General features: G+C 66.8%; 10 protein-coding genes and 3 pseudogenes. 7 read left to right on the forward strand and 6 right to left on the reverse strand.

Annotated elements, in window-relative coordinates:
* The first annotated feature begins 1 nt into the window (after position 1).
* From gmk to ACTPOE_RS04470, 3 genes are read left to right on the forward strand one after another with little or no spacing between them, the layout of a single operon-like run.
* Entirely contained in the window at positions 2-646 is a 645-nt protein-coding gene (gmk, locus tag ACTPOE_RS04460) for a guanylate kinase (protein ID WP_458871024.1), read from the forward strand.
* A 12-nt stretch (positions 647-658) separates the two neighbouring features.
* Entirely contained in the window at positions 659-862 is a 204-nt protein-coding gene (gene rpoZ / locus ACTPOE_RS04465; protein ID WP_458871025.1) for a DNA-directed RNA polymerase subunit omega, read from the forward strand.
* A gap of 15 nt (positions 863-877) precedes the next feature.
* Positions 878-3142, forward strand: a complete 2265-nt coding sequence (locus ACTPOE_RS04470; RefSeq protein ID WP_458871026.1) for a RelA/SpoT family protein — start codon at positions 878-880, stop codon at positions 3140-3142.
* A 187-nt stretch (positions 3143-3329) separates the two neighbouring features.
* On the opposite strand, the pseudogene ACTPOE_RS04475 reads toward ACTPOE_RS04470, so the two are convergent.
* The 4 genes and pseudogenes from ACTPOE_RS04475 to ACTPOE_RS04490 form a co-directional block, all read right to left on the reverse strand.
* A pseudogene (locus tag ACTPOE_RS04475) lies at positions 3330-3845 on the reverse strand (group II intron maturase-specific domain-containing protein); the annotation flags it as partial.
* Positions 3846-3885: 40 nt separating this feature from the next.
* Positions 3886-5444, reverse strand: a pseudogene (locus ACTPOE_RS04480) (IS3 family transposase).
* Between the two features lie 45 nt (positions 5445-5489).
* Positions 5490-6347: pseudogene (gene ltrA / locus ACTPOE_RS04485) on the reverse strand (group II intron reverse transcriptase/maturase); the annotation flags it as partial.
* A 463-nt stretch (positions 6348-6810) separates the two neighbouring features.
* A complete protein-coding gene (locus ACTPOE_RS04490; protein WP_458871027.1) occupies positions 6811-8769 on the reverse strand; it encodes a SurA N-terminal domain-containing protein in 1959 nt (652 codons plus the stop codon).
* Positions 8770-8966: 197 nt separating this feature from the next.
* Here ACTPOE_RS04490 and ugpQ point away from each other — a divergent pair, with 197 nt between their 5' ends.
* Both ugpQ and ACTPOE_RS04500 read left to right on the forward strand, forming a co-directional pair.
* Positions 8967-9734: a glycerophosphodiester phosphodiesterase gene (gene ugpQ, locus ACTPOE_RS04495; protein ID WP_458871029.1), complete on the forward strand. Its 768-nt coding sequence runs from the start codon at positions 8967-8969 to the stop codon at positions 9732-9734.
* Between the two features lie 15 nt (positions 9735-9749).
* Complete coding sequence (locus ACTPOE_RS04500) at positions 9750-10718, forward strand: 23S rRNA (adenine(2030)-N(6))-methyltransferase RlmJ (protein ID WP_458871030.1); 969 nt, start codon at positions 9750-9752, stop codon at positions 10716-10718.
* On the opposite strand, the gene ACTPOE_RS04505 is transcribed toward ACTPOE_RS04500, so the two are convergent.
* Positions 10691-11422 (reverse strand): pseudouridine synthase, encoded by a 732-nt coding sequence (locus ACTPOE_RS04505; protein WP_458871031.1) that lies wholly within the window; start codon positions 11420-11422, stop codon positions 10691-10693. The two genes, ACTPOE_RS04500 and ACTPOE_RS04505, sit on opposite strands and share 28 nt — an antisense overlap.
* 137 nt (positions 11423-11559) lie before the next feature.
* Here ACTPOE_RS04505 and ACTPOE_RS04510 point away from each other — a divergent pair, with 137 nt between their 5' ends.
* Complete coding sequence (locus ACTPOE_RS04510) at positions 11560-12111, forward strand: chorismate--pyruvate lyase family protein (RefSeq protein WP_458871032.1); 552 nt, start codon at positions 11560-11562, stop codon at positions 12109-12111.
* Positions 12112-12175: 64 nt separating this feature from the next.
* On the opposite strand, the gene ACTPOE_RS04515 is transcribed toward ACTPOE_RS04510, so the two are convergent.
* Entirely contained in the window at positions 12176-12514 is a 339-nt protein-coding gene (locus ACTPOE_RS04515; protein ID WP_458872753.1) for a P-II family nitrogen regulator, read from the reverse strand.
* A gap of 135 nt (positions 12515-12649) precedes the next feature.
* Here ACTPOE_RS04515 and argH point away from each other — a divergent pair, with 135 nt between their 5' ends.
* The gene (gene argH / locus ACTPOE_RS04520) at positions 12650-14068 is read left to right on the forward strand and encodes an argininosuccinate lyase (RefSeq protein WP_458871033.1); all 1419 of its coding nucleotides are present in this window, start codon (positions 12650-12652) and stop codon (positions 14066-14068) included.
* The last annotated feature ends 45 nt before the right edge of the window (positions 14069-14113 follow it).

The raw sequence follows: 14113 nt of genomic DNA on the forward strand, positions 1-14113 counted from the left end.
CATGACGCAGTCCTCCGGCAATATCTTCATGGTGGTCGCCCCCAGCGGGGCGGGCAAGTCCAGCCTGGTCAATGCCCTGCTGGAACAAGACCCCACCCTGGCCCTGTCCATCTCCTGCACCACCCGCACGCCCCGGCCTGGTGAAGAAGACAAGAAACACTACCGCTTCGTGTCCGTGGAAACCTTCCAGGCCCTGCGTGACCGGGGCGACATGCTCGAATGGGCGGAGGTCCACGGCAATTTCTACGGCACGCCCCGCGACCGGGTCGATCAGGCTCTGGCCGACGGCACCGACATCATCCTGGAAATCGACTGGCAGGGTGCACTCCAGGTGCGCCGCCATTACCCACAGGCGATCGGCATCTTCATCCTGCCGCCCTCGATCGAGGCCCTGGAAGCCCGCCTGAAAAAGCGTGGGCAGGACGCGCCCCAGATCATTGCCCGGCGGCTGCTCGCCGCGGGCGGCGAAATGGCGCATGCCTCCGATTGCGAATATGTTATTATTAATCAAGAATTTAGCCTTGCACTGGAACAGCTCCGGCAAGTCGTCGGGGCGGCACGTCTGCGCTACACGGCGCAATCCGTCCGGCACGCCGACCTGTTCACCCAGCTGGGCATCCGCAAACCGCTTTCAACCGCTTCCTGAACCAGGACACATATGGCCCGCATCACTGTAGAAGACTGCCTCGAGAAAGTCCCCAACCGCTTCGACTTGACCCTGGTCGCGACCTACCGCGCCCGCGAACTGGCCCAGGGGCACGAAGCCCGCATCCAGAGCCACAACAAGCCCACGGTCACCGCCCTGCGTGAAATCGCCCAGGGCCTGGTCGGCACCGAGATGCTGCGCAAAGTCCCCACCTGATTCCGGGGGCGGGCCATGGCGTTCTCAGGCTTGCGCGGCGCGTCCTCCGGACTGCTCGCCGTCCTGCGCAAAGGCCCCCGCCTGCGGCGTCGCAAGCCGCACACCGCCCCTGCCCCGCAATCCGAGCCCGCGCCCAGTCCGATCGCCTCGCTGGCCGGGCTCAACCAGATCGTCTCCGGCTACCTGAGTCCGCGCGACATCGAGCGGATCCGGGAAGCCTATCGCTTCGCCGACAACGCTCATCTGGGGCAGTTCCGCGCCAGCGGCGAACCGTACATCTCCCATCCCATCGCCGTCACCGAGATCTGCGCCGGCTGGAAGCTCGATGCCGATTCCCTGATGGCCGCGCTGCTGCACGACGTGATCGAGGATCAGAACGTCGGCAAGCAGGAACTGGCCGAGAAATTCGGCGTCGAAGTCGCCGAGATCGTGGATGGCCTGACCAAGCTCGAGCGCCTGGAATACGCCACCAAGGCCGAGCAGCAGGCGGAATCCTTCCGCAAGATGCTGCTGGCCATGGCGCGCGACGTGCGCGTGATCCTGATCAAACTCGCCGACCGGCTGCACAATATGCGCACGCTGGACGCGGTCAACCCCGAAAAGCGCCGCCGCGTGGCGCGCGAAACCCTGGAAATCTATACGCCGATCGCGCACCGGCTGGGATTGAACGCGCTGTTCCGTGAACTCCAGGACCGCTGCTTCAAGGCCATCCACCCGAACCGCTACGCAGTCCTGCACAAGGCCATGATGGCGGCGCGCGGCAACCGCCGCGAGGTCATCTCGAAGATCGCCGAAGCCGTGCGCGCCGCCCTGCCCGCCACCGGCCTGGACGCGGAAGTCAGCGGCCGGGAAAAATCGCTCTACGGCATCTACAAGAAAATGGTCGAGCAGAAGAAGTCGTTTTCCGACGTGCTCGACATCTACGGTTTCCGCATCATCGTCCACACCCTGCCGGAATGCTACCTGGCCATGGGCACGCTGCACCAGCTGTACCGCCCGGTTCCCGGCAAGTTCAAGGACTACATCGCCATCCCGAAGATCAACGGCTACCAGTCCCTGCACACGACACTGATCGGCCCCTACGGAACGCCGGTGGAATTCCAGTTCCGCACCCGGGACATGGACCACGTGGCCGAGGAGGGCGTGGCGTCCCACTGGCTCTACAAAGAGCAGGGCACCTCGCTCAACGACCTGCAGAAACGCACCCACCAGTGGCTGCAGTCCCTGCTGGACATCCAGAGCCAGACCGGCGATTCAGGCGAATTTCTGGAGCACGTCAAGGTCGACCTCTTCCCTGACGCGGTCTATGTGTTCACTCCCCAGGGCAAGATTCTCTCGCTGCCACGCGGCGCCACGCCGGTGGATTTCGCCTATGCGATCCACACGGACGTCGGCAACCACGCCGTGGCCTGCAAGATCAACGGCGAATTCTCGCCGCTGCGCACGGAGCTGCACAGCGGCGACGCGGTGGAGATCATCACATCGGCCGCTTCGCGCCCCAGCGCCCAGTGGCTGAACTACGTGCGCACGGGCCGCGCGCGCTCCGAAATCCGCCATTATCTGCGCAACGAGCGCTACGAGGAATCCGTGGCCTTCGGCCGCCGGCTGCTGAACCAGGCCTTCGACCAGTTGTCCATCCCCTACCCCAAGGACGACGATCAGCAATGGGAACGGCTGGCCCGGGGTTCGGGCGGAGCCTCGCGCACGGAAATCCTGGCTGACATCGGCCTGGGCAAGCGCCTGGCCGCCGTGGTGGCGCGCCGCTTCGCCCCGGAAAACGCCATGCTGGAAACCACCGCGATGGCGGTGGACGAGTTCACGTCCGTGACCAGCGCGCCCATCGTGATCCACGGCAATGAGGGCCAGGCAGTCCAGCTGGCCCCCTGCTGCGGTCCGCTGCCTGGCGATGCGATCATCGGAGGCATTCGCCTGGGCCACGGGCTGGTAGTGCACATGAGCGACTGCCCGGTGGCCAAACGCCAGCAGGCGCGCGAGCCGGAACGTTGGATTCCGGTCATCTGGGATACCACCACCGCGCGGCACCTGACCACGCGGCTGGAACTGACCGTGTTGAACGAACGCGGCGTGCTGGGCCGTCTGGCGGCGGAAATCACCGAAGCCGACTCCAATATCATCCAGCTCACCATGCCCGACGAGGCCGCCTCCACGGCCCTGCTCAACATCATGGTCCAGGTCGACAGCCGCAAACACCTGGCCCAGGTCATCCGCGCCATCCGGCACGTCCCCCAGGTCCAGAAGATCGTCCGTGCGAAAGGATGAGATCGGACACGGGACAGTCCCTGCGGACTGTCCCGTGTCGATCGAATCCGAGCGGCTTGCAAGCCGCGAGGTGGGAAGGTACCGTCGCAATCCAAGACGATCGGCATAGGGGGCAGTTCTTATGAGCTGCGCCCCTGCCACACCACCCGGCATGCGGGTCCGCACCGGGCGGTTCGAGAAGTTGAGGTCAGGAGAGCCGAGGTAATCCGAGGCGATCAAACCAGGCTAGGTCGAGCACGCTATTGAGCAGTTTTCCACTGTTACGCCACCAGCGACGGTTGTTAGCCGCCACACGCTGGGCAACCGCGACTGAAGCACCCAGCGCGCGCAGCGCCCGGAACATGGTCTTGCCACGTTTCCACTGCTTAAGTTGGATAGCCCGCAGCCGATGCCGCATCCATTCATCCAGCGTTCGCCAGATTCCCGGAGTCTGCGCCAACCGGAAGTAACCCCTCCATCCCAGCAGATAGACCCGTAGCCGATCAACCACCTGCTGCATGCTGCGCCCACCTGAGCGGAGCGTCAGTTGCCGCACACGTTGCTTGAACGTGGCCAGCGCCTTGGTCGCCATCCGGCGCTTGATGACGCCTTTCGGTGCCACCCAGAAGCTGTAGCCCAGGAATTTACGATCAGCAAAGACGCTCGTCACCGCGCTTTTGGCCTCATTGACCTTCAGGCGCAGCTTGGCGTACAGCCGTCGCAATCGGTGATTGTCAACCTATCTGTCGCATTTTCTGAGTGACTCAAGCCGCCCGCTTGAGGTCTGAATTTCGCTTGGCACAGGACGCGTGACCCTTCTGCGGGTTGAGGAAGACCTCGTCGACTCTTGTCCAGTTGCGGGTCCTGCCGCTCCAGCGCTCCGGGTGCTTTTCGCGGGCCGCCCGATAGAGGGCATGGCGCCGTTCGAGCAGGCCGCGATCGCGCCCACAGTGACGCTGCTCAGGCGTCACGAAGCCGATAGCGCTGTGCCGGTGCTCGGTGTTGTACCAGCGCACGAACTCACCGACCCAGGCCCGGGCAGCCAGCAGACCGGTGAAGGGCTTGCGAGGGTAGCGGGGGCGGTACTTCAGAGTCCTGAACAAGGACTCTGAGTACGGGTTGTCATTGCTCACCGCTGGCCTGCTGAACGATGGCGCCACACCCAGCTCCCGTAGTGTCGCCAGCATGGTGGCGCCCTTCATCGGGGAGCCATTGTCGCTGTGTAACACCACCTGCCCTGGGAGGATGCCCTCGCGGCGGCAGATATCGCGCATCAGCTCACTGGCACGGGCGCTGTCCTCGGTGTCATAGACCTGCCAGCCCACGATGTGACGGCTGAACAGGTCAAGAAACAGGTACAGGTAGTAGTACTGGCCCCGCACGGTGGCGGGCAGATAGGTGATGTCCCAGCTGAAGAGCTGCCCTGGCGCAGTAGCCGTCAGCGCCCGAGGCCGATGCACCGGGCCAGGCGTGCGATCAGGCGTGCGATGCACCAGTTGCCCGGCGGTACGCATCAGCCTGTAGATCGTCGATTCACTGGCCAGATAGACCCCCGTATCCGCCAGGCGTGGCACGATCTGAGAAGCGGGCAGGTGGCCGTACTCGCTGCTGTTGACCACCCGCAGGATGCGATCACGCTCGGCATCGCTCAGGCGGTTGCAGGGCCGCTGTACCCGCGTGGGGCGCCCATCGCCTTGCTCCGGGGCCCGCCGCCAACGTTGCAGTGTGCGTGCGCTCAGATTGATTGCTTCACAGGCGCGTGCCTGTCGAGCACCAGCCGTGACCGCCTCAGTAATCAATGCCATGATCTGTCGGCGCTGTGTCAGTGAGGTCATTTGTCCTCGTCCTCCCACAGCGCCTGGTATTTTTTTTGCAGTACCAGCAGGGCTGCCGCCTCCGATAACGCCTTGTCCTTGCGGGCCAAATCACGGCGCACGCCAACCAGTTCCTCTTTGAGCCGACGCAGCTCCTGGATATCGGCTGCGGGCTTGTTCCCCGACTGTTCGAGCTCATGCTTCCAGGCCGTGAGCTGATGGGCGAAGATGCCCCGTTCCCGGCACCAGGCGTTGCGCGCCTCTTCGGCCAGAGAATGGGTCTCAAGCAGGGCCTGCAGCCGCTGTGCGGATGTCCACCGACTGGCGGGGGCCTCTTCTGAGGATTGCCTGCGCAAATGAGCCATCTTCGGATTGCGAATCCAGTTCTTCAGCGTATGGACCGACATGTTCAACTCCTGGGCCATGTCAGCCACCGTGCGCGTGCCGCGCTGCAGGGTCTTGCGGATCGCCTCCTCTTTGAAGGCCGTGCTGTAGGTCGTCAAATTCATCTAATCGTTCCAAATCCGATGCGACAACTAGTCTGACACAGGGGGCAATAGACCCATTACCCGCTCGCCCGCCCGACGACTGCCAACATAGACGTTACAGTCATCGGCGTAGCGCACGAAGCAATGCCCCCGGCACTCCAGCTCACGATCCACCTCATCGAGCAAGACGTTGGCCAGCAACGGCGAGAGCGGCCCGCCTTGCGGCGTGCCCTCATACCGTTCGATGACCACACCACCCTCCATGATGCCGCTGTTCAGATACGCACGGATCAGCCGGATGACTCCAGCTTCCGGGATACGTTTCCGTAAGCGGTCAATCAGGATGTCGTGGTTGACCCGGTCAAAGAACTTCTCCAGATCCACGTCCACCACAATACGACGACCGGACTGCACATACGACTGAGCGGCAAGTACCGCATCATGCGCACGCCGCCCCGGCCTGAAGCCGTAGCTGTGTTCGCTGAAGGTGGGGTCAAGCAAGGGTTGCAGCACTTGCAGCAGTGCCTGCTGGATCAGTCGATCCGTCACCGTCGGGATGCCCAGCTCGCGCTGGCCGCCGTCGGGCTTCGGGATCATCACCCGCCGCACCGGACTGGGCCGGTACGTTCCCGCCAGCAGCGCTTCACGGATGGCAGGCCAGGCTGCCACCAGGTGGCCGGCGGTCTGGTCAATGTCCAGGCCATCCACTCCAGCGGCGCCTTTATTGGCCCGCACCCGCTTGAATGCCGCTTGCAGGTTCTCCCTCGTCAACGCCGCCACCAGCAGCGTTGACCCTGTATCCTCATTGCCATGTCGCGGGCATCCTGTTTCCTCGCTGGCTGAATCACCTGCGGCTTCACCGCAGGCTACGCCCGCCCGCTCCACCGACGTGGACATCTGAGGCAATACAAGCTGCATCGACATGTCGAGCAATACTCCTTCTCGTTTGGTCCTTCGCCGCCTCGCTCTCAGCCTCACCGGCCCCGCTACCACGACTACTACGACCGCTGCTGAGACCTCGCTCCGGCTCGACGCCGTTACCCTTTCAGGATCAAGGCGAGGCGTCCCCAGATAAGAGCGCACTCCTTCATCGCACAACCGCCGCATCTACGCCGCTTCGCCTTGGTCACGAGAGCTTTGCGGTTTGTGGCCCGCTCGCCCTGCTCGGCAGCGCCTTCTATGCAGTTCTTGTTCATCGGCTCACGATTTACGCTTCACGCTTCCTCCCCACGCTCGGTCACCCTCGCGCAGTTGCGCTTCACTTCGCTCGTTGTGACCAACTCGCGGCGGGACTCGCACCCGCAGGAGTACGCCCATGCTGGGCGTACCACAAACACGAAGGCCTCGGAATTCCGAGGCCTTCGTCATCGTGCCAGGTTAAAACCGGTCAATTCGACCCGCTGTCTCCTTGCTGGATCAGCTTGCGGCCCTCGTCCGTGATCTTGACGCCCAGTTGTTGGCGCAGTTCGGCCAGCACGGCCTGCTGCTCCACACCGCCCCAGACCCGGGCCATCTGCTGCCCCAGGCCGTCGAGCGCGGGCGCGTCCGTCGTGCCCGGCCGGACCTTGTCGACCTGGACGATTACGTAGGCGCGCGGCAACGCCACGCCGCCGAAGGCCGGCAGCGCCTTGTCCGCTTCGACGGCGAATGCGGCATCCAGCACGTCCTTGGACAGGCCCGCGGGATCCAGACGGCTGATCGTCGCCGGATCGCCGAAACCTTCGGCCGAAGGCTGGGCGCGCAGTTCCGCCAGAGCCTTCCCGCCCTCGGCCACGGCCGCGGCAAGGGCGCGCTCGTCGGTCAGCCGCGCGCGAATGTGGTCACGGACCTGTTCCAGCGGCGGCACGTGCGCCGGTGTCACGTCGCGCGCGCGAACCACCACCATGGTGTCGGGCGAGATTTCGATCACACCGGAATTCTGCTTGTCGGTCAGGACCTGGGAACTGAACAGCGCCTGGCGCACGCGCACGTCGCCCAGGATGGCCGAATCGCTCGCAGCGGAAGCAGCGTCCGGGCCCGCCTCGTCGGCGCTCAGCAGGCGGTCGCGCGCGATCCCGCCGGCCTGACGGACCTGCAGGCCGAGATCCTTGGCTGCCGGGTCCAGGCTGGACGGATTGTCGTAGACCAGGCTGGTGAGCTTGGTCGCCATGTCGGCGAAGCGGTCGGCGGCCAGTTGGCGGCGCACCTCGTCCTCGACCTTGGCGCGGGCCTGCTCGAAAGACTCGCCCCGCTCGGGCTGGACCTGGTCGGCCATGAAGACATGATAGCCGTCCGGCCCCTTCACGGGGTCGGAGATCTCGCCCTGCTTGAGCGCGAACACGGCCTGCTCCATGGCCAGCGGCAACGTGCCTCGCTGAATCCAGCCCAGTTGGCCGCCGTCGCGCGCCGTGCCGGCGTCCTGGGACTCCTTGCGAGCCAGTTCGGCGAACCCGGACGGCTCGGCCCGGGCGCGGGTGACGATGCCTTCGGTCTTGGCCAACGCGGTCCTGGCGACGTCGTCGGAGGCGCCGGCCGGCAGCTTGACCAGGATGTGGCTGACGCTGACGCGCGCCGGTACCACGTAGCGCGCCTTGTTCTGCTCGTAGTAATCCTTCAGTTGGGCTTCCTCGATGGCCGGCACACTGGCCAGGGCGGCGGCCTCGTCCAGCACCAGATAGTCGGCGGACACCTGCTCGGGCAGGCGCAGCGCGTCCTGATGCCCGTCGTACCAGCCCTGGATGTCCTGGTCGGACACCTGGACGCCCTTGGCGTAATCCACAGCCTTGAAGACCCGCAGCCGAATGGCGCGCTCTTCGGTCAGGGCGCGCTTGAGGCCGTCGAGCACCGGGGCCGGCAGGCCGGCCGTGTCGCGCACCGGACCGAGCACGCGGTCCAGGGCCAGTTCGGAGCGTTGCCCGGCCTCGAAGTCGCGCGGCGTCAAGCCATAGGACGTCAGGACCTCGTGGTAGCGGTCGGGGGAGAACTGCCCATCGACCTGCAGTTGCGGCATGGCGGCAATAGCGCGGCGCAGGGCGCCGTCGGACACGCTGAAATGGTTCTGCGTCGCCACGGCGATCTGCAGCTTGCGATCGACGAGCTGGTCCAGCAAGGCCTGGCGCGCCTGGGGATTGTCCAGCAAGGCGGGGTCGAAGCGGCCCTGGCTGCTTTCCTGCATCTGCTGCAGCTGATTGCGCTGTGCCCTGACGAACTCGTCGCGGCTGACCGATGCCCGTCCGATCTCGACCAGGGCCGGATCGGCCGTGACGAAGGAATAGCCGCTGATCCCGAGGAACACGAAGGACGGAACCACGAGGATCAGGAGGATCAACTGCATCAGGCGCTGATGCGTACGAATGAAATCGAACATGAACGGCTCACCTGCTGGAGACTGACGGCCCCAGGGCCGCGCGAACGAAATGTTCCGCAGTTTACCACCGTGGAACCCACTCCCGCCAAGGCGGTGCCCGGGCCGGACCTCGAGGCGGGAACGCATTCCGCGCATTCCTGCAGGGGGCGTCCGGGCTGGCTAAAATGCGGACTGTCCCCTTTCGGCGTCCGATCCCCATGTCCCCATCCCATCCCGTCTGGCCCTGGCCGGCCTTCATCGCCCACCGCGGCGGAGGCCGCCTGGCCCCCGAAAACACCCTGGCGGCGATGCGCGCGGGCGCCGCCGCCGGATTCGGGATGGTGGAATTCGACGTCAAGCTGAGCAGCGACGGCATGCCCTTCCTGCTGCACGACGACACCGTGGACCGGACCTCGGACGGCCATGGCCTGGCCAGCGAGCTGAACTGGCGCACGCTGGGCGGCATGGACTTCGGCGGCTGGTTCGCCCCGGAGTTCGCCGGAGAGCCGGCGCCGTCCCTGTACGCCGTGGCCCGCTACACCCGCGCCCACGGCATCCACAGCAACATCGAGATCAAGCCAACCACGGGCCACGACGCCGAGACCGGCGCGGCCGTGGCCCGCGAGGCCGCGCGCCTGTGGGCGGGTGCCACCCTGCCACCGCTGCTGTCCTCATTTTCCGAATCCGCCCTGGAAGCCGCCCGTACGGCCGCGCCCGGGCTGCCCCGCGCCCTGCTCATCGAAGGTCCGGTCCCGACCGACTGGCGGGCACGCCAGCAGGGCCTGGGCTGCATCGGACTGAACATCGACACCCTGCACGCCGACGAGGCCGCGGTGCGCGACATCCTTGACCGGGGCGCCACCCTGGCCGTCTGGACGGTCGACGACCCCGCCCGCGCCCGCACGCTGTTCGACTGGGGATGCCACTCGGTCTTCACCGACGAACTGGACCTCGTCCGGGCCGACGCGCCCGGCCTGTCCCGATAAACAAACGGGCATCCCATGTTCAGCTACCGCCACGCCTTCCACGCCGGCAACCACGCCGACGTCCTGAAGCACGCCATCCTGGTCCAGATCCTGGATTACTTCAACCGCAAGGACGCGCCCTACTGGGTGATCGACACCCATGCCGGCGCGGGCCTGTACGCCCTGGACGGCGAATGGGCCGGCCAGAGCGGCGAGGTGGTCGACGGACTGGACCGGCTGCTGGGCGCGCCCCGGCCGCCGGAACTGGTGGCGCGCTACCTGCGCGCCATCCAGGACTTCAATCCCGACGGCGTCGCCAACCGCTACCCCGGATCGCCCGCGCTGACCCTGCGCGCCCTGCGCGCGCACGACAAGCTGCGGCTGTTCGAGCTGCACCCCACCGAAATCGAGGTGCTGGAAGGCACGCTGCGGCAACTGGGCACCTCGCGCCGCCAGGTGGCCATCGCGCGAGAGGACGGCTTCGTCGGACTGAAGCGACTGCTGCCGCCGCCGACCCGGCGCGGCATCGTCCTGATCGATCCATCCTACGAAGACAAGCAGGACTACCGCCACACCCTGCAGGCTGTGCGCGACGGGCTGGAACGCTTCGCCTCCGGCTGCTTCGCAGTCTGGTATCCCCTGGTGCAGCGCGTCCAGGCGCATGAAATGGCCCGCGCGCTGGAACGATTGCCGGTGGAATGGCTGCACGCCACCCTGACAGTGCGCAAGCCATCCGCCGATGGCCTGGGCCTGCATGGCAGCGGCATGTTCATCGTCAATCCGCCCTGGACGCTGCACGAGGAACTGCGCGCTGCCCTGCCCTGGCTGGAGAAGATCCTGGCCCGGGACGAGCACGCTCGGCACACGCTGGAGACCGGCGCACGGACTGCCGCCGCCGGGGCCCCATCCGGCGCGCAGTCCGCCAAGGCCGCACCCCGGCCACGACGGCCAGCCGGCGGACGCGAGCCTGGCCAGGCTCAGAAGCGTTCGCCGTCCCGCAAGTAGCGCCACTGGCCCACAGGCAGATCGCCCAGCACGACGCGCCCCATGCGCACGCGCTTCAGGCCCACGACCTTGAGCCCGACCTGCTCGCACATGCGGCGGATCTGGCGCTTGCGGCCCTCGCGCAGGATGAAGTGCAGCTGGTCCTCGTTCTGCCATTGCACGCGGGCCGGCCGCAGGGCCTGGCCGTCCAGCGTCAGGCCGTGGTTCAGCAGGGCCAGCCCGTTGGCCGACAGGCGACCCTCGACTCGCACCAGGTATTCCTTTTCGAGCGAGGAATCGTCGCCGATGAGCTGGCGGGCGATGCGCCCGTCCTGGGTCAGGACCAGCAGACCCTGCGAATCGATGTCCAGTCGCCCGGCGGGCGCCAGCCCGCGCAGATGCGCGGGATCGAACGCGGGGCCGCCGTGGCCCGGCCGGTAATGGGTGCGCGCCTGGATCAGGGACGCGGCCAGGCGATGGCCCTTGTCGGACTGATGCGACACGTAGCCGACCGGTTTGTTCAGAATGATCGTGACCTTGTCGGTCTGGCGACGAGCGGCCTGGCGTTCGAGCGTGATGCGGGCGCCGGGCAGCGCCTTGGTGCCCAGTTCGCTCACGATCCTGCCATCCACGCGTACCCAGCCGCGTTCGATGTAGGCGTCGGCTTCGCGCCGCGAGCACAGGCCGCGCTGGGCCATGAGTTTTGAGATTCGGACCAGTTCCATGATGCCGCGCATTGTATCGCGCCCGCTCGCCGCCCGGCTCGTTCAGAGGGGCCTATCGCGCGCACCGGACAGGTCGGAGGCCATCGGCCGTGCTATCGTGAGGCCCCTCGAGCAAGCCTCCCGGCCACCTGTTTTCCATGACACCGGACACCGCCCTTCCCCGCCCCTGGCGCTGCGCGCCCGCCCCCGGACTGGACCGGACGCGGCAGGCCTGGCTGCGCCGGCCCGGCGCCCTGACCGCAGGGTTGCGCCGCCTCGGCGAAGTGCGGCTGACGGTGCGTCGAGAAACCGTCGAAGCCCTGACGTCCGGCTGGGCCGCCGAGGCTGGACTGCAGGCCGGCGCCCCGGTCTGGTGGCGCGAGATCCTGATGACCATCGATGGCGTCCCCGCCGTGCAGGCCTGCAGCTTCACGCCCCTGCGCGCCAGCCTGGGCGTATGGAAGGCCATGCGCGGCCTGGGCCAGCGCCCGCTGGCCGACATCCTGTACCGGGATCCGCGCATCGCGCGCAGCGGTTTCCGCTTCGGCCGGCTGCGGACGCGCCACGCCGACGGGACCTGGGAAGACGCCACCGCGGGCGCAACGGTCCTGGCCCGGCATTCTGTGTTCGTGCGCCTGGGGCAACCCCTGCTGGTGGCGGAATACTTCCTGCCGTCCTTCTGGACGGTCGCGACGCGGCGCACGCCCTGAACCCGGACGCCTGAGCGGAACCCGGGCCGGCGGCCGGGCGACGGGATGAGGCGGAAGGCAGAGACTACAAAGCCTCGACGCCGGTTTCCCCGGTACGGATGCGCACGGCCTGCTCGACCGGAGTGACGAAGATCTTGCCGTCGCCGATCTTTCCGGTGCGCGCGGCGCGGATGACGGCCTCGATCACGCCTTCGGCCTGATCGGCCGCGACCACCACGTCGATGCGGATCTTGGGCAGGAAATCCACCACGTATTCGGCCCCGCGGTACAGTTCGGTGTGGCCCTTCTGGCGGCCAAAGCCCTTGACCTCGGTGACGGTCAGGCCGTTGACGCCCAGTTCGGACAGGGCTTCGCGCACCTCGTCGAGCTTGAAGGGTTTGACGATCGCCGTGATCTGCTTCATGTCGGACTGCGCCATGGTATCGGGGTTCCGCTGAAAAGCTTTTAATATAGCGCAGACGATGCCCGCCCGGTCCCCACGCCCACGGCGCGGTCGCGGCCGGGAATCCGGCGGCCCCTCCCTTATAATGCGCCCACTATGTCCAATACCTCGTCCGCACATAATCAGTTCGACAACAAGTCGCAGGCCTGGTCGGCCCGTTTCTCCGAACCCGTCTCCGACCTGGTCAAGCGTTACACCGCCTCGGTCGGCTTCGACCAGCGCATGGCGGCCTTCGACATCCAGGGCTCGCTGGCCCACGCCGACATGCTGGCCGCCGTGGGCGTGATCAGCGCCGCCGACCTGGCCGACATCCAGCGCGGCATGGCGCGGATCCTGGAAGAAATCCGCGCCGGCGGCTTCACCTGGTCGCTGGACCTGGAAGACGTCCACCTCAACATCGAAAAGCGCCTGGTCGAACTGATCGGCGACGCGGGCAAGCGCCTGCACACGGGCCGGTCGCGCAACGACCAGGTCGCCACCGACATCCGCCTGTGGCTGCGCCACGAAATCGACCTGGCGATCGACCTGCTGCGGCAACTGCGCCAGCGGCTGGCCGCCCTGGCCCTGGATCACGCCGGCACCATCCTGCCGGGCTTCACCCACCTGCAGGTCGCCCAGCCGGTCACCTTCGGCCACCACCTGCTGGCCTACGCGGAAATGTTCGGCCGCGACGCCGAGCGCCTGGCCGACTGCCGCCGCCGCACCAACCGCCTGCCGCTGGGCGCCGCCGCGCTGGCGGGCACGTCCTACCCCATCGACCGCGAACGCGTCGCCCGCACCCTGGGCTTCGACGAGGTCTGCCGCAATTCCCTGGACGCCGTCTCCGACCGCGATTTCGCCATCGAATTCTGCGCGGCCGCCTCGCTCATCATGACGCACGTCTCGCGCCTGTCCGAGGAGCTCGTCCTGTGGATGAGCCCGCGCGTGGGCTTCATCGACCTGGCCGATCGCTTCTGCACCGGCAGTTCGATCATGCCGCAGAAAAAGAACCCCGACGTCCCCGAACTGGCGCGCGGCAAGACCGGCCGCGTGCACGGCCACCTGGTCGCCCTGCTGACCCTGATGAAGGGCCAGCCGCTAGCCTACAACAAGGACAACCAGGAAGACAAGGAAGGCCTGTTCGACACCGCCGACACCATCCGCGACACGCTGACGATCTTCGCCGACATGATCGGCGGGGTGCGCGTCAAGGCCGAAGCCATGCGCGCCGCCGCCCTGCAGGGCTACGCCACCGCCACCGACCTGGCCGATTATCTGGTCAAGCGCGGCGTGCCCTTCCGCGACGCCCACGAGACCGTGGCGCTGGCGGTGCGTTCCTGCGAAGAACGCGGCTGCGACCTGGCCGACCTGTCCCTGGACGAACTGCGAGGTTTCCACGCCGACATCCAGGACGACGTGTTCCAGGTGCTGACCCTGGAAGGCTCGGTCGCCGCCCGCAAGCACGTCGGCGGCACCGCGCCCGAGCGTGTGCGCATCGAGGCGCAGCGCATCCTGGACGAGGCAGCGCCGGCGTGATCGCGCCGGGCGGATGCCCGGACGGCCCTTCGAATGAGAACGCCG

This window comes from Castellaniella sp. WN (genome assembly GCF_054457555.1).

Excerpts from the sequence above, each read along its gene's own strand:
- ACTPOE_RS04490 (WP_458871027.1), bottom strand. The coding sequence starts at position 8,769 with ATGTTCGATTTCATTCGTACGCATCAGCGCCTGATGCAGTTGATCCTC.
- ugpQ (WP_458871029.1), top strand. The coding sequence starts at position 8,967 with ATGTCCCCATCCCATCCCGTCTGGCCCTGGCCGGCCTTCATCGCCCAC.
- argH (WP_458871033.1), top strand. The coding sequence starts at position 12,650 with ATGTCCAATACCTCGTCCGCACATAATCAGTTCGACAACAAGTCGCAG.
- ACTPOE_RS04470 (WP_458871026.1), top strand. The coding sequence starts at position 878 with ATGGCGTTCTCAGGCTTGCGCGGCGCGTCCTCCGGACTGCTCGCCGTC.
- ACTPOE_RS04505 (WP_458871031.1), bottom strand. The coding sequence starts at position 11,422 with ATGGAACTGGTCCGAATCTCAAAACTCATGGCCCAGCGCGGCCTGTGC.
- gmk (WP_458871024.1), top strand. The coding sequence starts at position 2 with ATGACGCAGTCCTCCGGCAATATCTTCATGGTGGTCGCCCCCAGCGGG.
- ACTPOE_RS04515 (WP_458872753.1), bottom strand. The coding sequence starts at position 12,514 with ATGAAGCAGATCACGGCGATCGTCAAACCCTTCAAGCTCGACGAGGTG.
- ACTPOE_RS04510 (WP_458871032.1), top strand. The coding sequence starts at position 11,560 with ATGACACCGGACACCGCCCTTCCCCGCCCCTGGCGCTGCGCGCCCGCC.
- rpoZ (WP_458871025.1), top strand. The coding sequence starts at position 659 with ATGGCCCGCATCACTGTAGAAGACTGCCTCGAGAAAGTCCCCAACCGC.
- ACTPOE_RS04500 (WP_458871030.1), top strand. The coding sequence starts at position 9,750 with ATGTTCAGCTACCGCCACGCCTTCCACGCCGGCAACCACGCCGACGTC.